At 70.2% G+C, this 22,211-nt stretch carries 18 protein-coding genes; 11 read left to right on the top strand and 7 right to left on the bottom strand.

Going from position 1 to position 22,211, the window contains the following annotated elements:
- Positions 1-5: 5 nt before the first annotated feature.
- On the bottom strand, positions 6-1,226 hold the full coding sequence (locus ACFV5H_RS09075) for an MAB_1171c family putative transporter (RefSeq protein ID WP_385193711.1): 1,221 nt from the start codon (positions 1,224-1,226) through the stop codon (positions 6-8).
- A complete protein-coding gene (locus ACFV5H_RS09070) occupies positions 1,223-1,750 on the bottom strand; it encodes a toxin (protein ID WP_385054608.1) in 528 nt (175 codons plus the stop codon). The genes ACFV5H_RS09075 and ACFV5H_RS09070 overlap by 4 nt, the downstream gene beginning before the upstream one ends.
- Before the next feature lie 269 nt (positions 1,751-2,019).
- Between ACFV5H_RS09070 and ACFV5H_RS09065 the strand changes: the two genes are divergently transcribed.
- The 5 genes from ACFV5H_RS09065 to ACFV5H_RS09045 all read left to right on the top strand — a co-directional run bounded on the left by ACFV5H_RS09065 (position 2,020) and on the right by ACFV5H_RS09045 (position 7,770).
- Entirely contained in the window at positions 2,020-3,369 is a 1,350-nt protein-coding gene (locus ACFV5H_RS09065) for an extracellular solute-binding protein (RefSeq protein WP_385193708.1), read from the top strand.
- Positions 3,366-4,307 (top strand): carbohydrate ABC transporter permease, encoded by a 942-nt coding sequence (locus ACFV5H_RS09060; protein ID WP_385054603.1) that lies wholly within the window; start codon positions 3,366-3,368, stop codon positions 4,305-4,307. The genes ACFV5H_RS09065 and ACFV5H_RS09060 overlap by 4 nt, the downstream gene beginning before the upstream one ends.
- Complete coding sequence (locus ACFV5H_RS09055; RefSeq protein ID WP_385054601.1) at positions 4,304-5,170, top strand: carbohydrate ABC transporter permease; 867 nt, start codon at positions 4,304-4,306, stop codon at positions 5,168-5,170. The genes ACFV5H_RS09060 and ACFV5H_RS09055 overlap by 4 nt, the downstream gene beginning before the upstream one ends.
- 21 nt (positions 5,171-5,191) lie before the next feature.
- Positions 5,192-6,160: an arabinan endo-1,5-alpha-L-arabinosidase gene (locus ACFV5H_RS09050; RefSeq protein ID WP_385054598.1), complete on the top strand. Its 969-nt coding sequence runs from the start codon at positions 5,192-5,194 to the stop codon at positions 6,158-6,160.
- Between the two features lie 104 nt (positions 6,161-6,264).
- Positions 6,265-7,770: an alpha-N-arabinofuranosidase gene (locus tag ACFV5H_RS09045; protein ID WP_385193706.1), complete on the top strand. Its 1,506-nt coding sequence runs from the start codon at positions 6,265-6,267 to the stop codon at positions 7,768-7,770.
- A gap of 16 nt (positions 7,771-7,786) precedes the next feature.
- Here the strand turns inward: ACFV5H_RS09045 and ACFV5H_RS09040 are convergent, their stop codons facing one another.
- The gene (locus tag ACFV5H_RS09040) at positions 7,787-10,630 is read right to left on the bottom strand and encodes a beta-galactosidase (protein WP_385193704.1); all 2,844 of its coding nucleotides are present in this window, start codon (positions 10,628-10,630) and stop codon (positions 7,787-7,789) included.
- A gap of 294 nt (positions 10,631-10,924) precedes the next feature.
- Between ACFV5H_RS09040 and ACFV5H_RS09035 the strand changes: the two genes are divergently transcribed.
- From ACFV5H_RS09035 to ACFV5H_RS09025, 3 genes are all read left to right on the top strand, one after another.
- Positions 10,925-11,575 carry a DUF4360 domain-containing protein gene (locus tag ACFV5H_RS09035; RefSeq protein ID WP_385054590.1) on the top strand — a complete coding sequence of 217 codons (651 nt, stop codon included), beginning with the start codon at positions 10,925-10,927 and terminating at the stop codon, positions 11,573-11,575.
- Positions 11,576-11,790: 215 nt separating this feature from the next.
- Complete coding sequence (locus tag ACFV5H_RS09030; RefSeq protein ID WP_385054587.1) at positions 11,791-12,768, top strand: arabinan endo-1,5-alpha-L-arabinosidase; 978 nt, start codon at positions 11,791-11,793, stop codon at positions 12,766-12,768.
- The gene (locus ACFV5H_RS09025) at positions 12,750-14,183 is read left to right on the top strand and encodes a family 43 glycosylhydrolase (RefSeq protein WP_385054584.1); all 1,434 of its coding nucleotides are present in this window, start codon (positions 12,750-12,752) and stop codon (positions 14,181-14,183) included. The genes ACFV5H_RS09030 and ACFV5H_RS09025 overlap by 19 nt, the downstream gene beginning before the upstream one ends.
- Before the next feature lie 55 nt (positions 14,184-14,238).
- On the opposite strand, the gene ACFV5H_RS09020 is transcribed toward ACFV5H_RS09025, so the two are convergent.
- The 4 genes from ACFV5H_RS09020 to ACFV5H_RS09005 form a co-directional block, all read right to left on the bottom strand.
- Positions 14,239-15,450 (bottom strand): helix-turn-helix domain-containing protein, encoded by a 1,212-nt coding sequence (locus ACFV5H_RS09020; protein WP_385059716.1) that lies wholly within the window; start codon positions 15,448-15,450, stop codon positions 14,239-14,241.
- 213 nt (positions 15,451-15,663) lie between these two features.
- A complete protein-coding gene (locus tag ACFV5H_RS09015; RefSeq protein ID WP_385047119.1) occupies positions 15,664-16,605 on the bottom strand; it encodes a hypothetical protein in 942 nt (313 codons plus the stop codon).
- 35 nt (positions 16,606-16,640) lie between these two features.
- Positions 16,641-18,242 (bottom strand): DUF6801 domain-containing protein, encoded by a 1,602-nt coding sequence (locus ACFV5H_RS09010; protein ID WP_385193702.1) that lies wholly within the window; start codon positions 18,240-18,242, stop codon positions 16,641-16,643.
- A 101-nt stretch (positions 18,243-18,343) separates the two neighbouring features.
- Positions 18,344-18,976, bottom strand: a complete 633-nt coding sequence (locus tag ACFV5H_RS09005; RefSeq protein ID WP_385047125.1) for a hypothetical protein — start codon at positions 18,974-18,976, stop codon at positions 18,344-18,346.
- 649 nt (positions 18,977-19,625) lie between these two features.
- Here ACFV5H_RS09005 and ACFV5H_RS09000 point away from each other — a divergent pair.
- From ACFV5H_RS09000 to ACFV5H_RS08990, 3 genes are read left to right on the top strand one after another with little or no spacing between them, the layout of a single operon-like run.
- Complete coding sequence (locus tag ACFV5H_RS09000; RefSeq protein WP_385193699.1) at positions 19,626-20,636, top strand: ABC transporter ATP-binding protein; 1,011 nt, start codon at positions 19,626-19,628, stop codon at positions 20,634-20,636.
- A complete protein-coding gene (locus tag ACFV5H_RS08995) occupies positions 20,633-21,397 on the top strand; it encodes an ABC transporter permease (RefSeq protein ID WP_085574363.1) in 765 nt (254 codons plus the stop codon). Before ACFV5H_RS09000 ends, ACFV5H_RS08995 begins: the two co-directional genes overlap by 4 nt.
- Positions 21,398-21,403: 6 nt before the next feature.
- Positions 21,404-22,210, top strand: a complete 807-nt coding sequence (locus tag ACFV5H_RS08990; protein WP_085574364.1) for an ABC transporter permease — start codon at positions 21,404-21,406, stop codon at positions 22,208-22,210.
- Position 22,211: the final 1 nt, after the last annotated feature.

Below are 22,211 nucleotides of genomic sequence, written 5' to 3'. Positions count from 1 at the left end.
CCGGTTCACGCGGTCCCCGCCGTGGTCGTACGGCTCGGCACCGCGTCGGCCGCCGGCGTCGGCGCCGGAGCCGCACCGGCCAGCGCGTCGGCGATCCGGAGCAGGACGGCCGGGTCCGGCACCCGGTCCGGGAACCGGCCGTCGTCGCCGCCACCACCGCCACCACCGCCACCGCTGTCGCGCGGTGGGACCCGGCGCCCCGCGTCCGCCTCCTCCCGTACCGCCGCGGTGATCACCGCCGCCCACGCGGCGGCCTCCGCGCGCTCCGCCTCCCCCGTCTCGGCCAGCGCACCGGCGCGGGTCCGGTCGTACAGCTTCCGGTCGAAGTAGGGGGCCAGGTGGCTCAGCGCGTTGTGGACGCTGGTCTGCCGCCACATCAGCCGTGTCGTGGGGGAGGCGAGCCTGGGCCGGGGCAGCCGCAGCGTCCGGCGGGTGAGGAGGTCGTCCAGGGTCCGCTCCAGCGGTTCCAGCCGGGCGTACGTCCTTCGCGCCCGCCGCCACTCGGTGATCCGGGGCGCCGCCAGCGGCACCAGTACCCCGACGACCGTCAGCAGGGCGCCGAGTCCGGCGGCGGCCGGGGAGACGGTGGTGCCGAGCCTCGACCAGTCCCGCCCGGACCAGCGGGCGCCCACCGCGGCCAGCTTGGCCACGCTGTACCCGGCCCCGCACAGCGAACCGGTGCCGAGCAGCGTCAGCCCCGCCCGCAGTCCGCCCCGCACCCGGCGTGCCCAGCGCAGCGCCGACACGGCGGTGACGGTCACCGCGGTGAGGTGCGCGACCAGGTAGAGCACGATCATCTGGGCGATGAACGGTGTCGTCGCGTAGTAGGTGTCCAGGTCGGTACGGCGCTCCACGGGCGCCTCACCGAGCGCGAACGTCACCGCGATGCCGAGGACGACGACGGTGTAGGCGAGCAGCCAGCGGCGGGCGGTGCGGCGCACCCGGGGCCCGCCGCGCCAGTGCACGACGAGGAGCTGGGACGCGGCGCAGTACCCGGTGATCGCCACATAGGTGACCGGCGCCGCGAGGTTCGGCACGTCGCCGATGCGGTTGACGGCGCCGACCGTCGGCGGCGCCCCCAGGAAGAAGCACAGCCCCGCCAGGCCCAGCACCGCGCAGATCGCCCGCAGATAAGGATCGCGCCGGTGCCGCAGCAGATCGGGGGCCCGCACCAGCAGGCCGAGCCACAGGGCCCCGCAGCTGACGTAGTTGATCAGGCCGCTCATCTCCTGGTCCCGCGGTGGTTGAGCGCGGCCCCGATGCGTCCGGCGAGGTCCGGCGGGTTCTCGGGGTCGCCGCCCTCCGCGGCGTACACCGAGTCGGTGGAGGCCTCCAGCCAGGTGCGCAGCCGGCGGCCCATCAGCATGCCGAAGCGGTCGGCCTCCTGCTCCTCGGCCAGGCTGAAGTCGGTGCGCGCGGCGACGGGCCCGGGCCGTCCGCCGGTGGCCGTGCCGGTGTCCGCCTGCCGGCGGCTCATGTGCCACACCTCGTGGCAGAGGATCACGATCTGGTGCCAGACGGCGGCCCGTTCGTCGACCACCACGTCGTCGTGGCCCTCGCGCTCCAGCCACAGTCCGCTCGCCGTGTGCGGGGGGAACGCCGCCCGGTGGACGACCACGTCACGTCCCCGCCAGGCGCTGACGGAGGCGACCAGCGCCTCGAACAGGACCTCGGGGTCCGCCGGTACCGCCACCCGGATGGGGCCGATGAGGGCGTCAGCGAGACGACGCATCTCCTTCCTGGTACGCACCGCTGTCTCCCTGTTCCCCTGGGTGTTGCCCGGTCACCAGTGCAATATGCCAAGTCGGGTGCCGTCCCGGCCAGTTCCCCGTGCGACGCGGTCACTCGGTGACCGCCACGGTGTCCCCGGGTGCCACGGCCGGAGCGGAGCACTCGGAAAGTCCGGCTGTGAGTTCTTGTCCGAACCATTGACGCGTCGGCCCATCACATCTACGGTCCGTTCGAAGTTACGGGCGTCATTCGATATGTCGAACAATCCATGAGCAGATGGGGCAGGGCATGGGACGACCTGGCCTGAATCGCAGGCAACTCCTCGCCGGAATAGGCGGGTTGACCGTCGCCGGAAGCTTCGGCTTCGCGGCGCTCGGGACCGGGGCCGACGCGCTCGCCTCCGGAGCGGACACCCGCGTGCGCTACTGGAACCTCTTCAGCGGCGGCGACGGATACAACATGATCTCGATGCTGGACTCCTTCCGTGAGGACAACCCCGGCATCGACGTGAAGGACTCGACCCTCCAGTGGGGCAACCCCTTCTACACCAAGCTCGCCATGGCGGCCGCGGGCAACCGCGCCCCCGACCTCGGGGTCATGCACATGGGCCGGGTCACCGGCTTCTCGCCGGGGCGGCTCCTCGACGCCTGGGACGTGGGTCTCCTCGCCAAGTACGGCGTGCGCGAGGAGGACTACAACCCCGCGCTGTGGAACCGCGGCGTCATCGACGGCAAGCTCTACGCCCTGCCGCTCGACATCCACGTCCAGCTCTGCTTCTACCGCAAGGACGTGCTGAAGAAGGCGGACCTGCTCGGCGACGACGGCCGGATGATCCCGGTGACCTCCACCACCGAGTGGTTCGACGTCCTGAAGAAGGCCAGGAAGGCCCAGAAGAAGGGCCTGCAGACCATCGGCCTGTGGACCAACGACCAGAACTTCCAGTGGTGGTTCTTCGTCGCCTACTACACCCAGATCGGCGGCACCTGGTTCGACGACGCCAACACCGAGGTCACCTTCGACACCGACAAGGCCACCGAGGTCCTGGAGTTCCTCCGCCGGCACGTCACCGACGGGTACGTCATCCCGGGCGCGCCGACCGGCGAGCAGTTCATCAACGGCGCCCCGTTCACCTGGGAGGGCAACTGGTCGGTGCCGGTCTTCTCCGGCGCGGAGCTGGACTACGGCGCCACCCCGCTGCCGCCCGTCTTCGGCGAGCAGGCCACCCACGCCGAGTCGCACGCCTTCGTGCTCCCGCACCAGGCCGGCCGCGGCGGCGCCACCAACGAGGCCGCCCACCGGCTCGCCGCCTACATCGTCCAGCACGCCCAGCAGTGGGCCGCCGGCGGACACATCCCCGCCCACACGCCGACCCTGTCCACGGACGCGTACAAGAAGCTCGAACCGCAGAACGAGTACGTCTCGGCCATGGACCACCAGGCCACCGAGCCGAAGGTGTGGTTCGCGGGCTCCACCGGCGTCCTCGCCCAGGACCTCGGCCCCGTCGTCGTCTCCTCGACGATGGGCTCCGCCAAGCCGGACGCCGTCGCACGGCGGATGAAGAGCCGACTCGCCACGCTCCTCGCCTCGAAGAACCCGATGGACGGCCACACCGCCGCGCAGGGAGGTGCGGTCGCATGACGACGACCAGTGCAGAGACCGTCATCCGCCCGGCACGCGCGAGGACCGCCACCGCCGGCGCCACCGTCCGCCGCAAGCAGGGCTTCCAGCACGGGGGCTGGTTCGTCGCCCCCTTCCTGGCGCTCTTCGTGCTGTTCATCGTCTGGCCGCTGCTGCGCGGCGTCTACCTCAGCTTCACGGACGCCAACATCTCCGGCGAGGGCGCGAGCTTCGTCGGCCTCGACAACTACCGCGAGGCGCTGAACGACTCGGCGATGTGGGACGCGCTCGGCCACAGCGCGTACTTCACGCTCCTGGTCGTGCCCTGCATCACCGTCATGGCCTTCCTCCTCGCGATGCTCGCCCACCACATCGAACGCGGCAAGTGGCTGTGGCGGCTGTGCTTCTTCGTCCCGTTCCTGCTGCCGTCGACGGTCGCGGCCAACATGTGGCAGTGGCTGTTCACCCAGGGCATCGGCCTGTTCAACCACACCCTCGGGATCGACACGCCCTGGCTGACCGACAAGTCGTACGCCATGCTCGCCATCGTGATCCAGACCCTGTGGTGGACGGTCGGGTTCAGCTTCCTGCTGTACCTCGCCGCCCTCCAGAGCATCCCCGGCCACCTGTACGAGGCGGCCAAGCTGGACGGGGCGAACGCCTGGCACCGCATGGTCCACATCACCCTGCCGATGCTGCGCAACATCACCGGCCTGGTGATCGCGCTCCAGATCCTCGCCTCGCTGCAACTGTTCGACCAGGCCGTCGTGATGATGGACTTCAGCCCCGGACCGGAGCTCAGCACCCGCTCCTTCGTCCAGTACACCCTCGAACAGGGCTTCACCAGCTACCGCGTGGGCTACGCCTCCGCGATGTCCATCATCTTCTTCGTGATCATCGCAGCCGTCGCCCTGGCGCGGATGTGGCTGCTGCGCAACCGTGAGGAGGGCGGCCGATGACCACCGCCGATACCACGCCGGTACGCACCGAGCCCCGCAGGCGCTGGACGCCCAGCCAGATCGTCCTCACCCTGCTCGGCACCGCCGTCTCCGCCGTCTTCGTGGCGCCGATCGCCGCGGCCCTGCTCACCTCGCTCAAGTCCGAGGCGGAGGCCGCCGAGATCCCGCCGCACTGGCTGCCGGAGGTCTGGACGGGCCAGGCGTGGAAGGCGCTCTTCGAGACCGGCAACATCACCAACTGGTTCGTGAACTCGCTGGTGGTGTCCGTGTGCGTGACGGCGATCGTGCTGGTGACCAGCGCCCTCGCCGGATACGGCTTCGCCCGCACCGAGTTCCGCGGCAAGAACGTCCTGATGGGCGTCGTCATGGCCGGCCTCATGGTCTCCCCGGCCGTGCTCGGCGTCCCCCTGTTCACCACCGTCCAGCAGATGGGCATGGTCGACACCTACTGGGGCATGATCCTGCCGCAGTGCGCGCCCGCCGCGATGGTCTACATCCTCTACAAGTTCTTCCAGGGCATCCCGCGCGAACTGGAGGAGGCCGCCTTCATCGACGGCGCCGGCCGCTGGCGCGTCTTCCTCACGATCATCGTGCCGCTCTCCCGCCCCTCCCTCGCGGCCGTCGGCATCTTCACCTTCATCAGCTCGTGGAACAACTTCCTGTGGCCCTACATGGTCACCAACAACCCCGACCTGATGACCATGCCGAACGGCATCGCGACCGTCATGAACTCCTACGGCATCCAGTGGGCCCAGCTCATGGCCGGCGGCCTCATGGCGGGCCTGCCGCTGATCATCGTCTTCGTCTTCTTCCAGCGCCAGATCGTGGCGGGCGTCGCCCATACCGGTCTGGCGGGTCAGTAATCCCCGCGAGGAGAGCCTGATTTGAAGCGTCTGAGACTCGTCACCCTCCTGGCCGCCGCGGTCGTGGGCCTGCTCCCGACCACCGCCCAGGCGGACGTGACGTATCCCGACCCGCAGCCGGTCACCGGCCAGCAGATCATCCACGACCCGACCGTCCTGCGCCTGAAGTCCGGCGGTTACGTGGCCTATTCGACGGGCGGCGTCATCGGCGCCCGCACCTCCAAGGACCGCGTCCACTGGACGGACGCGGGCAACGCCTTCGCCGAACCACCGAGTTGGTGGTACGAGTACAACGACACCGGCGACCCCTGGGCCCCCGACCTCACCTACCGGGCCGGCCGCTACTGGCTCTACTACGCCGTCTCCTCCTGGGGCACCAACCACTCCGCGATCGGCGTGGCCACCTCCCGCACGGGCCTGCCCGGCACCTGGACCGACCACGGCAAGGTCTTCACCTCGGAGACCACCGACCACTGGAACGCCATCGACCCGGCGGTCGTCCGGGCCGACGGCCGCCTGTGGATGACCTTCGGCTCGTACTGGACCGGCATCCGCATGGTCGAACTGAACCCGGGAACGGGCAAGGCGGTCGAGAACCCCACGGTCCACCACCTGGCCACCCGCCCCGACGAGCCGTACGCGGTCGAGGGCCCGGAGATCGTGAAACACGGCCGCCACTACTACCTGTTCGCGTCCTACGACGCGTGCTGCTCGGGCGTGAACTCGACGTACAGGATCAAGGTCGGCCGCTCGACGTCGATCACCGGCCCGTACGTCGACAGCGACGGCACCCCGATGCTGGAGGGCGGCGGCGACCTCCTCCTCGCCGGCCACGGCAGGTACGTGGGCACGGGCGGTCAGTCGGTCTTCCGCGACCGGGGCAGCGACTGGCTGGCGTACCACTACTACGACGCCGAGGACGAAGGCACGCCCAAGCTGGGGCTCAACAAGCTGAGCTGGCAGAGAAACGGCTGGCCCGTCGTCCTCTAGGGGCGCGGGACTGTGCCCATGTGCGGCTCCGCCGCGCGGGCGCGACCAGCCACCCACGACCCGCAGCCGCGATGGCACAGAAACCCCCTCTTCGAAAGGCGCACATGCGAACCGCCCGTTTCACCCTGGATCCCGCCTTCACCGTAGGTGAGGTGAACCCCCGCCTCTTCGGATCGTTCGTAGAACACCTGGGCCGCTGCGTGTACACCGGCATCTTCGAACCGGACCACCCCACCGCGGACGCGGAGGGCCTCCGCACGGACGTCCTCGACCTCGTCAGGGAACTCGGCGTCACCGCCGTCCGCTACCCCGGCGGCAACTTCGTCTCGGGCTACAAGTGGGAGGACTCCGTAGGCCCCGTGGAGGACCGCCCCCGCCGCCTGGACCTCGCCTGGCGCTCCACGGAGACCAACCGCTTCGGCCTCTCCGAGTACATCGCGTTCCTGAAGAAGGTCGGCCCCCAGGCCGAACCGATGATGGCCGTCAACCTCGGCACCCGGGGCGTGGCGGAGGCCCTGGAGCTCCAGGAGTACGCCAACCACCCCTCCGGCACGACCCTGTCGGACCTGCGCGTCGAGCACGGCGACAAGGACCCGTTCGACATCCGCATGTGGTGCCTCGGCAACGAGATGGACGGCCCCTGGCAGACCGGTCACAAGACCGCCGAGGAGTACGGCCGGATCGCGGCCGAGACCGCCCGCGCCATGCGCCAGATCGACCCCGGTGTCGAACTCGTCGCCTGCGGCTCCTCCGGCCAGTCCATGGAGACCTTCGCCGAGTGGGAGGCGACGGTCCTCAAGGAGACGTACGACCTGGTCGACTACATCTCCCTGCACGCCTACTACGAGCCGCTCGACGGCGACGTCGACTCCTTCCTCGCCTCCGCCGTCGACATGGAGTCCTTCATCGAGAACGTGGTCGCCACCTGCGACCACATCGGCGCCCGCCTCAAGTCCAAGAAGAAGATCGACCTCTCCTTCGACGAGTGGAACGTCTGGTACCTGTCCCGCACGGAAGCCCAGGTCAGCGCTCTGGACTGGCCAGAGGCCCCCCGCCTCCTGGAGGACAACTACAGCGTCACCGACGCCGTCGTCTTCGGCTCGCTGCTCATCGCGCTGCTCCGGCACGCGGACCGCGTCACCGTCGCCTGTCTCGCCCAGCTCGTCAACGTGATCGCCCCGATCATGACCGAGCCCGGCGGCCCGGCCTGGCGGCAGACGACGTTCTTCCCGTTCGCCCAGGCCTCGAAGTACGGCCGCGGTGAGGTGCTCGACGTCCGCGTGGACTCACCGACGTACGAGACGAAGAAGTACGGCGAGGCCGACCTGCTGCACGCCACCGCCGTGCGCGCCGAGGACGGCACGGTCACCGTGTTCGCCGTCAACCGCAGCCGCACCGAGCCGCTGCCGCTGGACGTCGCCCTGAGCGGCCTCGACCTCACCTCGGTCGTCGAGCACAGCGCCCTCGCGGACGCCGACCCCGACGCCCGCAACACCCTCGCCGAGCCCGAGCGGGTCACCCCGCACACGGTCGACGGCACGGCCCTGGACGACGGCCGGCTCTCCGCCGTACTGGAGCCGCTGTCCTGGAACGTGATCCGGCTGGCGTGAGTGTCCGGCGGTGGGCTCACCTCCTCCCCGGTGAGTCCACCGCCTCCACCGGAACCCCGCCCCGCACCGCGCCCAGCAGCGTCAGCCGTACATCCCGCGGGCCCGAGGGCGTGGTCCCGTCGGACAGCACCGCCAGGGCCAGTGTGTTGGTCCCACGTGTGCGCAGGATCCCGTTCGGCAGGACGAAGGTGTGCTGGGGGCCCACATCGTTGATGTACTGGCCCATGTTCCAGCCGTTGAGGAAGATCTGGACCCGGTAGGCACGCTCCGGATCGTCGTCGATCGTGAGCCCGATCGAGGCGTCCACGTCGGCGGACACGTTCAGCCGGAAGCCCGTCCGGCACCAGGTCACCCCCTGCCGCCGCACCTCCCGCGGGAACTCCGCGGCCCGCCACTCCCGGTCGTCGAACCCCGGCAGGTGCCAGCCCTCCCGCTCCCCGTACAGCCCGCCGTTGTTCAGCGGCCCGCGCACCCGGTCCGGTGCCGTGGCGCCCTGGATCCGCCACTCCACGCTCCGGGAGCGGCCCCCGAACCCGACGGCCACGAGCCCGCGCGCGGCCTTGTGCGTGTCCTCCGCCCGCTCGTCCCCGTCGTGCTGCATCGGCCGTACGAGCACCGACAGCACGTGCGGGCCCCGCTCGCGCCGCTCCTCCGGCACGTCGAAGGAGGCCGTCGCCGTCCATGTGCCCCGCCGAGCCGTGTTCCCGTCCGGCACCGGCATGCGGTGCGTGCCCAGCGGGCGGCCGTCCAGCCAGGCCATCAGCAGTCCCTGGGTACCGGTGCTGTAGGACAGCGACACGGACCCGACACCGCGTGTGTCCTCGAACCGCCCCCGGTACCAGACGTCGCCGTGGTGGAAGCCGTAGTCGTCCGCGAAGAGGACGGGACCGCCCTCGGGCACGGGCGTGGTGCTGTGCGACGAGGTGAGATCGGCGGCCGGCCACGCCGAGTCGTCGAAACCGGCCTCGGACTCCGGGTTCTCCGCCCGCCTCCGCCAGCCCTCCAGCACGGGCAGCCGCACCTCGGGCACGCCCGGCATCAGCCCCTCCATCACCAGGCTCCCGGCCCGGCCGACACGGGTGCGCACCGGCCGTCCGTTCCAGGTCACGGCGGTGATCCCGCGCGGTGCCCACACCTCCAGGCCCATCCCGCCGACGTGGTCGCCGACGAGATGGGCGGTGGAGCCGCGCAGGGTGACCGAGCGGAGCAGCGCCGGGCCGTGGACCAGCAGCGAGCCGGACGGGGTCTCGTACGGCCACAGGTGCAGCGCCGTCGCGTCGTCGGCGAACAGCAGCACCATGGGCGTCTCGGAGTCCCCGCCCTCGACCAGCACCCTGCTCAGCCCGCCCACCCCGAGCGGCACCACGACGTTCAGCCTGCCCCGGTCGTAGGACCATCCGGGCTCGTCGTCCAGCCGGTTGGTGACCGGTTCGGTCTCGCAGTCCAGCGCGACCTGCGCCGTCTCACCGCTGCGGCCCGTGAACAGGGCGATGTCCTGCCGTCCGACGGTCATGTTCAGCATGGGCTGCGCGGTGGTGTACGCCAGTCTCCGCCGGCCCAGTTCCAGGCCGGTGGTGAGCAGCTTGGCGTCCCGCGCGCCGACGGTGACCGGTACGTCGATGCCGGTGCCCGGCAGCATCGAGTCGACCGGCTCCGCGGAGTCGTTGTGCAGGACGTACACCTGGGCGCCGGTGTCGGGATTGGCCAGGTGGCGCACCTTCAGCCGGTCGTCCTCGGCCCGCACCTCCTCCGCCGGGTCCAGCCGGGCCAGGTCGGGCACGGTCCGCAGCAGATGGCCGAGCTGCTGGAGCGCGGCCAGTTTCGGCGTCGGCCGGCGGCCCTCGTCGATCGCCGCCCCGTAGTCGTACGAGGTGTAGACGCCCGGTCCGGGCAGCCAGCCCCACGAGGTCCCGCCGAACGCCACGCGGACGTTGTGCACCGTGACGCCGTCGGCGAGGCTCGTGAGGCGGTCGCGCCGCTCGTGGGCCGCGTCGTACGTCCGCCGCACCTGCGCGTACCCCTTGCCGCCGGAGGTGGCCCCGCCCCACGGATCGGCCGCCCCGCCGGTCGCCCCGGCGAGCACTCCGGGCGCCTGCCGGCGGGTCTCGCGCTCACCGAGGTGCCCGTCCGCGTGGAAGAGCGGTACGTCGATGCGGTCGGCGCGCGCCTTGTCGTACAGATGGGTCAGATAGGCCCGCCCGGCCGGCTCGTCGGCGAAGACCTCGAACCCGTCCTCGAACCGGTACAGCAGCACGGTGCCGCCGCCCGCGGTGAACAGGTGCCGGACGGCGATGCGGTTGACGGCGCTCAGCCACTCGTCGACGTGCCGCAGATACTCCGGGTCGGCGGTGCGGGCGCGGCCCTCGGTGGCCGTCAGCCATCCGGGGAAGCCGCCGGCGTCGAGATCGGCGGAGCCGAGGTACGGGCCGGGACGCAGGATGACGTACAGCCGCTCCTCGGCGGCCATGGTCAGGAAGAGGTCCAGGTCCCGCACCCCGGTGAAGTCGTACGTTCCGGGCGCGGGGGAGTGGTGGTTCCACGGCACGGGGACGCTGACCGCGTTGCACCCGCCCGCGCGCAGCTTCTGCAGCACGTCCCGCCACAGGGAGGGGCTGGGCAGCCGGAAGGGGTGCAGTTCGCCGGACCACAGCACCAGGCGCCGGCCGTCGACCAGCAGCGAGTACCGGTCGTGGCCGATCCGGTGCCGCTTGCCGTCCGCGCTCGGGGGAGGGGGCGGCGGACCCGTCGGCACGCCGCGCGGTCCGTGCGCGCCGGTCGCCGCCCCGCCGCTGCCGGCCAGCGCGAGACCGAGCGCCGCCGTACCGGCCAGGGCGGTGAAGGTACGCCTGCTGAGCTCCAAGGGAGCGCCTCCTGCTTGTACTGCCACACGGGGTGCCGGTGGGCCATTGTCCATGAACCGGCGCCTCCGCGTTCACGCGAGGGTTCCGGTACGCCTGTTTCCTCCCGTTTCGGTGTGACGGAAGTGAATGGCCGGAGTTCGCCCTGTCCGCCGGTCGCGGGGCTTCATACGATGCGAGCGCTCCCGGCCTTCACCGCACCTTCATGCCTCCTTCACGAGGCCGGGAGTACATGTGCGTACCTGATTGGCATGTACATGACGCTTCAATCACCCCCCACCGAAGGATGGAGAACCATGGCTGGTGGACTGCTCCTGAGTGCGGCGGCGGCCGCGCTCCTCACCGCCGCGTTACCCGCGCACGACCCGTCGGCCGGTTTCGAGGACCCGCCGCCGGACAAGATCGTCATCAAGGTCGCCACAGTGAACGGTTCCGGTTGCCCCCAGGGCACCGCCGCGGTCGCCGTCTCCGCGGACAACACCGCCTTCACCGTGACGTACAGCGACTACCTCGCCCAGGTCGGAGGGAACTCCGACCCCACGGCCTTCCGCAAGAACTGCCAGCTCAGCCTGCTGGTGCACGTCCCCCAGGGCTTCACCTACGCCATCGCCAGCGCCGACTACCGGGGCTTCGCCTCGCTCCGGTCCGGCGCGAAGGGGACACAGAGGGCGTCGTACTACTTCCAGGGCTCCCCGAACACGGAGTACCGCAGTCATCCCTTCGCGGGCCCCTTCGACGACAACTGGCAGGCCACGGACGAGACCGACTGGGCCCAGCTGGTCTACGCGCCCTGCGGGGTCCAGCGCAACTTCAACATCAACACGGAGCTGCGGGTGAGCGCGGGTACCTCGTCCCCCGACGACGTCAGCTTCATGACGATGGACTCCACGGACGGGGACATCAGCACCGTGTACCACCTCGCGTGGAAGGAGTGCCCGCAGGAGTGACGGCCCGCTGAGGAGCGGGAACGGGAGCGGGCGGGCCGGCGCGGCGCATGCGCGGCCCGCCCGCTTCCTTCGGCGGGGGCCGTCCGTGCGGAGGCAAGTGGGGCTGTGCGGACCATTGACGCGCAAGTGGTTCGATTCTACGGTCCGTTCGAACTTGCGATCGCCGTTCGGAATGCCGAACGGTTCCCTCACCCCCACCGCAAGGAGAACCCCGTATGAGCCGCACCCTCCGGAAGCGCACCGCACTCCTCGCGATCCCCACCGCAGCCCTCCTGGCGCTGATGCCGACCACCGCCTCGGCGTACCCCAACCCCGGCCGCGTCACCGGGTCCGTCGTCACGCACGACCCGTCGATGATCCGGACCTCCTCCGGGCAGTACCTCCTCTACGCCACCGGCGGAGGCATCTCCAGCAAGACCTCCACCGACCGCACCGCCTTCTCCGCCGGAGCCGACGCGTTCTCGTCCCGGCCGAGCTGGTGGCGGAACTACTCCTCCGTACCGGAGGCCTGGGCGCCGGACATCTCGTACCACGGCGGCAAGTACCTGATGTACTACTCCGTCTCGAAGTTCGGCTCGAACACCTCCGCCATCGGGCTGGCCGGCTCGACCACCGGACAGCCGGGCAGCTGGACCGACTACGGCACCGTGTACACCTCCGGCTCCTCCAGCGACTACAACGCCATCGACCCCAACCTCTTCGTCGACGACGACGGCAAGTGGTGGCTGTCCTTCGGCAGCTGGTGGACCGGGATCAAGATGATCCGGATCAACCCCTCCACCGGGAAGCAGCTCTCCTCCGACACCACCCGCCACTCGCTCGCCTCCCGGCCCTCCGGGACGAAGGCCGTCGAGGCGCCGTTCATCGTCAAACGGAACGGCTACTACTACCTCTTCGCCTCGTACGACACCTGCTGCGCCGGCACCGGCTCCACCTACAAGGTCAAGGTCGGCCGCGCCACCAGCGTCACCGGGCCGTACCGCGACAAGAACGGCGTCTCGATGACGAACAACGGCGGCACGCCCGTACTCGAGTCGCACGGCAGCGTCATCGGCCCCGGCGGCCAGTCGATCATGAACGACGTCGACGGGGACCTGATCGTCTACCACTACTACGACGGCAACGACAACGGCACCCCCAAGCTCGGCATCAACCTCCTGAACTGGAGCAGCGGATGGCCCGTCGCCTACTGACCCTGCTGGCCGCGCTGCTGCTCGCCCTCTCGCTCGGGCAGTCGTCCGCGCAGGCGGCCTCCTTCGGCAACCCCGTCAAGGCCCAGAAGGGCGCCGACCCCTGGATCGTCCGCCACGACGGCAACTACTACCTGATCAGCACGTCCTGGACCGACGTCATCACCATCCGCAAGTCGCCCACCCTCGGCGGCCTCGCCACCGCCCCCAGCGTGCAGGTGTGGCAGGGCGACGCGGCCTCCCGGTGCTGCAACATCTGGGCGCCGGAACTGCACTATCTCAACGGGCGCTGGTACCTGTACTACGTGGCCGGGCAGAACATCGCCGACTACAACCCCACCCAGCGCAGCCACGTCCTGGAGAGCGCCGGGTCCGATCCCATGGGGCCGTACAGCTACAAGGGACAGCTGAATTCCGGCTGGATGCTGGATCCCACCGTCGCCACCGTCAACGGGCAGCTGTATCTCTTCGGCAGCACGCACAACGGCACGCAGAACATCGTCGCCGCGCGCATGTCGAACCCGTACACGGTGAGTTCGTCCTTCTCCACCGTCTCCACACCCACCTACGACTGGGAACGGCAGGGCGGCACCGTCAACGAGGGGCCCGAGATCCTCCAGCGGGGCGGCCGGACCTTCCTCGTCTACTCCGCGAGCGGCTGCTGGACCCCCGACTACAAGCTCGGGCAGCTCACCCTCACCGGCTCCGACCCGGCCTCCGCGTCCTCCTGGACCAAGAAGTCCACGCCCGTCTTCCAGCGCAGTGACGGCAACGGCGTCTACGGTCCCGGCCACAACGGCTTCTTCACCTCGCCGGACGGCACGGAGAGCTGGATCGTCTACCACGCCAACGACTCCGCGTCCGAGGGGTGCGACAACGGGCGTACGGCACGGGCGCAGAAGTTCACCTGGAACTCGGACGGGTCGCCGAACTTCGGTACGCCCGTACGGCTCGGGGCGGGCCTCACCGGGCCCTCCGGTGAGCCGTCGACCGTCTCCACCACCTACACCCTCACCAACCGCAACAGCGGCAAGTGCCTGGATCTGGCAGGGGGTTCGTCCGCCGACGGCGCCGATGTGCGGCAGTACGCCTGCAACGGCGGCGCCAACCAGCGGTGGCGTCTGGAGGACCTCGGCGACGACACCCACCGGCTGGTGAACGTCGCCGGTGGCAAGGTGCTCGACACCGAGAACTGCTCCTCCGCCGACGGCGCCGACCTGCGGCAGTGGTCGTGGCTGAACAACACCTGCCAGCGGTTCCGGTTCGTGGCGACGGACGGCGGTTACGTCCGCATCGTCAACCAGGCCACCGGCAAGGTCGCCGACGTCGCCGACTGCTCCACCGGGGACGGTGCCGACGTACGGCAGTGGACCTGGCTGAACAACGGCTGTCAGCAGTGGCGGCTGAACCCTGCGTGAGGCCTGTACGGGGCCGGCGTGAGGCCTGTACCGGGCCTCACGCCGGCCTCGGGGGTCACTCCGTGCCGTCGTGGCCCCGCAGGTGGAGCGAGCGGAGGGCCACCTCGATGGCGAAGCGGTGGTCGGGGTCGGCGAGCCGGTCGCCCAGGTAGGTGTCCAGCATCCGCAGGCGGTAGCGGACGGTCTGGGCGTGCACGCCCAGTATCTCGCCGACCTGTTCGGCGGGCGCCCGGGTGGAGACGTGGACCCGGAGGGTCTCGACGAGCCGGTCGCGCCGCCTGGCGGGCAACTCGTCGAGCGCGGCCAGTTCACGCGCCGCGACACGGTCGACGAGGGCGGAGTCGGACAGCAGCCACAGGGTCGTCAGATGATCCTCGCAGCGGATCAGCGGGGCGTCGGGTACGACATCGTCGTCGACGAGCTGGAGCACACGGCGTGCCCAGCGGACGGAGTCGGCGGCCTGCGCGATCGGCACGGTCAGGCCCACCGCGGCACGGGTGCCGGTCAGGGCCGTACGGATCATGTCGAGGCGCCGGGGGGTGAGGTCCCCGGGGACGAGCAGATGCGGCTGCGGTATGTCCAGGTCGGCGAGGACGTCCCTGTCGAGTCCCGCCTGGATGTGTTCCGGCACCGGGGGGCGCAGGGCGACGAGGAAGCACGAGCGGGGCAGCTCCCAGGCGGCGGCCTTGCACAGTTCGGAGACGGTCGTCCGGGGCAGCGGCGAGGAGGCCAGGAGGAAGTGTAATAACTGCCTCCGTAACGCCGACTCTTCGGAGGCGGCCCGCTCCCGCACCTCCGCGTACCCCTCGCGGGTGATCGCCTCCAGTTCCTCGACGTACGCGAAGAGGGCGTCGGCGAAGGCGAGGATCAGCGCGGGGGAGAGGCTGTACTGCCGTCCCAGCGTCTTGGCCCGGCGCAGTGCGATGCGGGCGCCGAGCCGGTAGGCGCCCTGCAGGACCTCCAGGTCACGGCCCTCGTAGGCCTCCACCCGGCCGAACCTGCGCAGCAGTTCGTCCCGCAGCTCCGAGCTGCTGCCGGGGTCGGCCACCCGGTCCACGAAGGCGGTCAGCGCCTGTTCGACGCCTTGGCGGATCGCGTCCCCGTCCGGGCCGTTGAGCAGCCTGCCGTACACCGGGTAGGTGCGGGTGACCTCGATCCGTATCTCGTTCAGCAGCCCCGGAAGCAGCGGCCGCATGAAGGCCGCGAACTTCTTGGGGAGCGGGTCGAGCGGTTCACCGAGCACCGAGGGACGCGCGCTTGAGGGCATGAGTGATCCCTTGCTCTCCGACATGTCCGGTGGGGCGGCCGGCCGGGTTCCGCCCTCGTCGGGCGGAACCCGGACCGGTCCACCGGGATTCACCGGCTTGGCAAGCTGACGGTAAATCAACTTTGTTGTGTTGTACATCACTTGTGAAGGAATCACGTCATGGTGGTGAGGGCCGGCTGCCGGGGCGGCCGCGCGGTTCCGGTCCCGTGGTGGCTACTCGGCGGCGGAGTGCCAGTTCTCCGCCAGGACCTTGCCGGCGTCGGGGGCGGCGGTCCCGGGGGCGTTGAGGCCGGTGAGGTGGGTCTGCGTGTCGTTGAGGGTCAGGCTGTTGTTCCCGGAGGCGGAGGGCAGCCCGGTCTTCGCGTTGACCGCCGCGTTGATCAGACCGACGTTCAGGCCGCAGCCGGTGGCGCCGGGCACCGCGAAGGTGCTGTCGTTCTGGGGGGCGCCGGTGAGGTCGATCCGGCTCATCTCGCCGGCCGGGTCGAGGGTGCCGTCACCCTGGAAGAAGGTCATCCCGAACGCCGGGTACTCGCGGTTCTCGGGGCGCAGCACGATCGGGTTGGCGGCCGTTCCGATGTAGCACTTGCTGCCGAGGAGCGGGTTCTCCAGGTGGATGCGAACCGGCAGGGCGATGATGGGTGTGTCCGTGAGGACGCCCGCGGTCTGGTCGAAGGCGTAGGGCGCGCCGACGGACTCCATGGTCGCGGTGATCTTGTTGAGGCTGGAGTTCTCCAGCGACTCGCAGATGCCCGTGATCACGAATATGTCGCTCGGGCACATCAGGCCGAGCAGTCCGCCGGGCACGGTGGCGGGCTCGGCGACCAGCGCGCCGGAGGCCGGGGCGACCACCCTGCTGGTGCCGTCCGCGTTCTGGACGACGCCGACCTGGAGGTTGGTCCTGCCGGTCGTCACGATGGTGTCGCCCAGCTTGATGGAGCCGCTCGCCGAGGTGGAGACCACGCACTGCGGGGTCTTGTCGAAGCCGTCGGCGGCCAGCATCGCCGGGGCGTCCACGGGGCAGCGGGTGAAGGGGGCCCACTCGCCGTTGAGCGCGGGGTCGGCGGCGGTCGCCGTGCCCAGGGAGGCGAAGGCGCCGAGCGCGGTCAGCGCGGAGACGGTGGCGAGCCGGGTGCGGGGGGAGATCGGGGGCATGGTGGTGGCCTTCCGTGGAGGTGGGGGACAGGGGATCAGCGCTCGGCGACGGGGACCTCGTAGGGCTGGAGGTCCTCGGTGCACTGGCCTTCGTTGGTCGGGCTCGGGAACACGGGGGCGGCGATCGCGCACGTCTGGCCCTGGACCTGCTTGATGTGGTTGCCGGGACCGGAGACGGAGGCGGTGAGCAGGCGGTCGAGGTCCTCGCCGTCGGTGCCGCAGCCGGTGAAGGCGGGGATGGTCGCCTCGCCGGACAGCACGCCGCCGCTGAGGAGCAGGTAACCGGTGGCCGGCAGGCCGATGATCTGCTCGCCCCGGCCGTACAGCACCAGGTGGTCACCCGGGAAGTTCGCGGGGTCCGGGTCGACGGAGGTGAGGGACGTCTCGGTCCGGCACCCGGAACCGACGTCCAGGGGCGTCCCGTTGACCTCGAGATCCAGTACGTGCAGGACCAGCGGGGCCCGGACGTAGGTGTCCGTGACCGTGGTGAAGTCGATCAGACTCATCCTCATGCGCGAGTCGATCCTCATGGGGCCCGTCTGCTCCATCACCATGGTGGCCTTCACCGGGGCGAAGTCGAAGGACAGGAAGGTCGCGTCGAAGGGCGGTGTCTGCTTCCGCTCCTGGTAGTGGAAGTTCGCGTACGACACGGTGTCGAAGATCAGGTACTCCGGGTCGGGGGGACCCGTCTCGGGGAGCCCCTGTTCGATCAGCACGCAGGACGGCGGCAGGTACGCGGCGCCCTTCATCTTCTTCACGTTGGCGTAGCCGGTGACGTAGGCGTTGAGCGACACGTCCGTGGGTGGGTGCTGTTCGTCGTAGCGGCACGGCGGTACGTCGCGGTCCGCGGCGGTGCCGGGCGAGTTCTCCAGCGCCTTCGGCGACCGGTCCCCCTGCCGCTCCTCCGTTCCGTCCCCCGGTCCGTCCTCCGGCGGGCCCGATGCCTCCGCGGACCCGGACGGGGAGGGCGGGCCGCTCGCCCCGGGGCCGCCCGTGCCGACCGGTACGGTGGCCAGCAGCCCCTGGTCCGGCGCGTCCTCGGCGAGGGAGCAGTCGACGGTCAGCGAGCCGGGGCCGGCGGTGGACGTGTCCGCCGTGTCCGTCGTGTCCGTCGTTCCGGGCTCCAGGTCGATCGCGAGGTCGCCGGCGGTGAAGGTCAGGTCGCCGTCGCTCCGGCCGGCCACCGAGGGAACCTCGCCCTTCGTGGTCAGTGTCAGCGGCCCGGAGGCGGGAAGGGCGACGGGTTCGGCGCTTCCGCGCCAGGTCGCCGTCGCCGTCGCCGCGTTCTGGGCGACGCCCACGGCGAGCCGGGTCGCCGCCCGTACCTCGGACGCCTCGCGTGCGGTGAGGTCGGCGACGGCCTCCGCCGGGAGTTCCACGGTGGTGGTGACGCCGGCGGGCGAGAACGCCTCGCCCGCCTCGGCCCGTTCCGGGAAGTCCGCCGAGATCCGCACCGTCGCGGGCAGTCGTCCCGAGGGCAGGGTGCAGATGTAGGGGAGTTCGGCCTCGATCTCCTGGGGTCCCGTGGCGGAGGCCGTGGTCGGTATCAGGGCGGCGAGCACGACGAACGCCGCGATCGACGTGGTCCTGGTGCGGGCACGGGAGGGCCGCTGGGCGGCGGCTCGCTGGACTCTCATACAACTCCGCTCGGTAGGAGGCCGGTGTCGGCGGGACGCGGCACGGAGTCCGCGAACGCCCGGCCGGGGTCACCGGCCGGGCGGACGTGAGCGGGAGCGGTCTACGGGTTGGAGCCGACGATGGTCGGGATGACGTTGGTGCCCGTCTGCTTGACGGCGTAGTTGCCCTTGAAGGTGGGCTTGGTGGCGGTCGTGACGATCGCACCGCAGTTGACGGGGTTGCTGACCGCCAGTTCACCGGCGACGCTGTTGACCGCGAGGACACCGGTGGAGTTGGTGTAGGTGGCCGAGGCCTTGCCCGTCACCGTGAACTTGCAGGCACCGGCGGTCACGTTGGCCTTGACGTTGCCGACGTAGCCCTTGGTGACGCCGGTGGAGGCGGTGTAGTCCACCGCGATGACGTCCCAGGGGGTGACCGACGTGGTGGTGACGTTGCCCAGGACACTGGTGCACGGCGAGCCGGTGGCACCGAAGTTCATGGTGGTGATGTCGGCGACGTCCCCCGGGTTGCCGGTGGCGCTGTTCATCACACCGGCCGCGTTGGAGGTCGTACAGGTCATCGGGATGGTGGCGGTCAGCACGATGTTGCCGACGTTCGTGGCCTGGAACGAGGACGGCGAGGGAGTGACGGTCCACACCGTGGAGGGCACCGCGGAGGACGGGCCGGCGGCGAGACCCAGCGCCGACGCGGCCGCACACACCACGATGGCCGACCTTCTCGTGTTCTTCTTCATGATTCGGGACTCCTTGAGGGTTGACCTGCAGTGAGCGGTGACGTTACTCGCCGGAAACTTAGCCGAACAATGCGGTTGTCCATGATTCTTTTAAAAGTGGAACAAGCTGTTTCCCCAGTGAGTGATTCGCGGTTCGCCTTAGTCACGCGCTGCCAAGGACGAAACGTCCGGCGAGGACGGTCCCGCTCTCCGGGCGCTCCCCGTGCCGGGGGTCGTGACACTCACCCACCGACAACGTCGAGAGGGTTTTTTGTGTCCTCCGTGACAGGTTCCGGATGGCCGGAGTCGGTATCCCGGAAAACTCGGATTCCGGTGTTGCCCGTCGAGGTTACCCGGCCGTAACGTGCCGGTGTGGTGCTCGGTTCCGGGTCGGTGGCCCCCGTCGGCCGGAGCCATGACGGGCGCTTTCCGGCCCCCTTCCATCGGGCTCGGGCGTTCGTCGGCAGGGTCTCCCGGATCCACACCCCCCGGAGCCGCGGGACCCTGCCCTGTCTCCCCGGAGACAAGTGCGGGGCCGGTGTGTTGTGTGCGCGGTGACAAGTTCCGGTGGGCCGGCGGGGATCCGCTGCCGCACCCGTTGTCAGTGCGCTCCGCGCCGACTTAACGTGCGCCCGCGGTACATATCCGATGGACGTCCGCTGGAGGTGATATGGGAATCGAAGTGGTGGTCGAGGGCCTGACCAAGTCCTTCGGTAAGCAGAGCATCTGGCGGGACGTGACACTCACCCTTCCTGCCGGAGAGGTGAGCGTGATGCTGGGCCCGTCCGGCACCGGGAAGACCGTTTTCCTGAAGTCGCTCATAGGGCTGCTCAAACCCGAGAAGGGCCGTGTCCTCATCGACGGGGTGGACATGGTGAACAGTCCCGAAAAGGATATCTACGAGACCCGTAAATTGTTCGGTCTCATGTTCCAGGACGGAGCCCTCTTCGGGTCCATGTCCCTTTTCGACAACATCGCCTTCCCGCTGCGCGAGCACACCCGCAAGAAGGAGTCCGAGATCCGCCGCATCGTCATGGAGCGGATCGAGGTCGTCGGGCTGCTGGGTGCGGAGGGCAAGCTTCCGGGAGAGATCAGCGGAGGCATGCGCAAGCGGGCCGGACTGGCCCGCGCGCTCGTCCTCGACCCGCAGATCATCCTGTGCGACGAACCGGACTCCGGACTCGACCCGGTCCGCACCGCCTACCTCTCCCAGCTGCTGATCGACCTGAACGCACAGATCGACGCGACGATGCTGATCGTCACCCACAACCTCGACATCGCCGCCACCGTGCCCGACAACATGGGGATGCTCTTCCGGCGCGAGCTCGTCACCTTCGGTCCGCGCGAGGTGCTGCTCACCAGCGACGAGCCGGTCGTGGCCCAGTTCCTCGGCGGCCGGCGCGAGGGCCCCATCGGGATGTCCGAGGAGAAGGACGCGGCCACCCTCGCCGCCGAGGCGGGCGCCGCCTCCGCCGCACCCGCCGTACCCCGGGTGATCGTCCCGCAGCTGGAGCCGTCGCCCGGCCTCCCGCCGCGCCGGGCCGTCGACCGACGACGTAACCGTGTCATGGGCATGATCGACACGTTGCCGCCCGCCGCGCGCTCCGCCATCCGGGACACCTACGCCAGGAACTCCGAGGCGGCCACCCTGCCGATGCCCACCGCCGGGAGCGGCGCGTGATCACCGGCGCGCTGCGGCAGACCGGCCGGCTCTTCGCGCTCGCCGCCGAAGTCGGCCGCGCCGTCTTCCGAAGACCCTTCCAGTTCCGCGAGTTCGTCGAGCAGTTCTGGTTCGTCGCGAGCGTGACCATCCTGCCCGCCGCCCTCGTCTCGATCCCCTTCGGCGCCGTCATCGCACTCCAGGTCGGCTCCCTGACCGAACAGTTGGGCGCCCAGTCGTTCACCGGGGGTGCCAGCGTCCTCGCCGTCGTCCAGCAGGCCAGCCCGCTCATCGTCGCCCTGCTGATCGCCGGCGCCGGCGGCTCGGCCATCTGCGCCGACCTCGGCTCCCGCAAGATCCGCGAGGAACTCGACGCGATGGAGGTCATGGGAGTATCCCCGGTGCAGCGCCTGGTCGTGCCCCGGGTCCTGGCCGCCATGGGCGTCGCGGTCCTGCTCAACGGCCTGGTCTCCGTCGTCGGCATCCTCGGCGGCTACTTCTTCAACGTCATCATGCAGGGCGGCACCCCCGGCGCCTACCTCTCCAGCTTCTCCGCCCTCGCCCAGCTCCCCGACCTGTACATCAGCGAACTCAAGGCGCTGGTCTTCGGGTTCATCGCGGGCATCGTCGCCGCCTACCGCGGCCTCAACCCGCGCGGCGGCCCCAAGGGCGTCGGCGACGCCGTCAACCAGTCCGTCGTCATCACGTTCCTCCTGCTCTTCTTCGTCAACATGGTGATGACGGCCGTCTACCTCCAGATCGTCCCGCCGAAGGGAGGCTGAGGTCCGATGGCCTCCCCGCTCGTCTGGCTCGACCGCTCCGGCGACCAACTGCTCTTCTACGTCCGGGCCCTGCTGTGGATCCCGCGGACCCTGCGCCGCTACCTCAAGGAGGTGCAGCGCCTGCTGGCCGAGGTGGCCTTCGGCTCCGGCGGCCTCGGGATCATCGGCGGCACCATCGGCGTGATGATCGCGATGACGCTCTTCACCGGGACCGTCGTCGGACTCCAGGGCTACGCGGCCCTCGACCAGATCGGCACGGCCGCGTTCACCGGATTCGTCTCCGCCTACTTCAACACCCGCGAGATCGCCCCCCTCGTCGCCGGACTCGCCCTCTCCGCGACCGTCGGCGCCGGCTTCACCGCCCAGCTCGGCGCCATGCGCATCAACGAGGAGGTCGACGCCCTCGAAGGCATGGGCATCCGCTCCATGCCCTACCTGGTCACCACCCGCATCATCGCCGGCGTCGTCGCCATCGTCCCGCTCTACGCGATCGGGCTGCTCTCCTCCTACGTCGCCTCCCGCTATGTGACCGTCCTGTTCAACGGGCAGTCCCGGGGGACGTACGACCACTACTTCAACCTCTTCCTCTCCCCGACGGACGTGCTGCTCTCCGTACTGAAGGTGCTGATCTTCAGCGTGATGGTGATCCTCGCCCACTGCTACTACGGCTTCCGCGCCTCGGGCGGCCCCGCCGGTGTCGGCGTCGCCGTCGGCCGGTCCGTGCGCAACGCCATCGTGCTGATCAGCGTCACCGACTTCTTCCTGTCGCTCGCCCTGTGGGGCGCGACCACGACCGTGAAGGTGGCGGGGTGAG

Source organism: Streptomyces sp. NPDC059787 (assembly GCF_042732315.1).
Taxonomy (GTDB): domain Bacteria; phylum Actinomycetota; class Actinomycetes; order Streptomycetales; family Streptomycetaceae; genus Streptomyces; species Streptomyces atrovirens.
The sequence above is the reverse complement of the archived record's forward strand: the minus strand, read 5'-3'. Positions and strand labels throughout refer to the sequence as shown.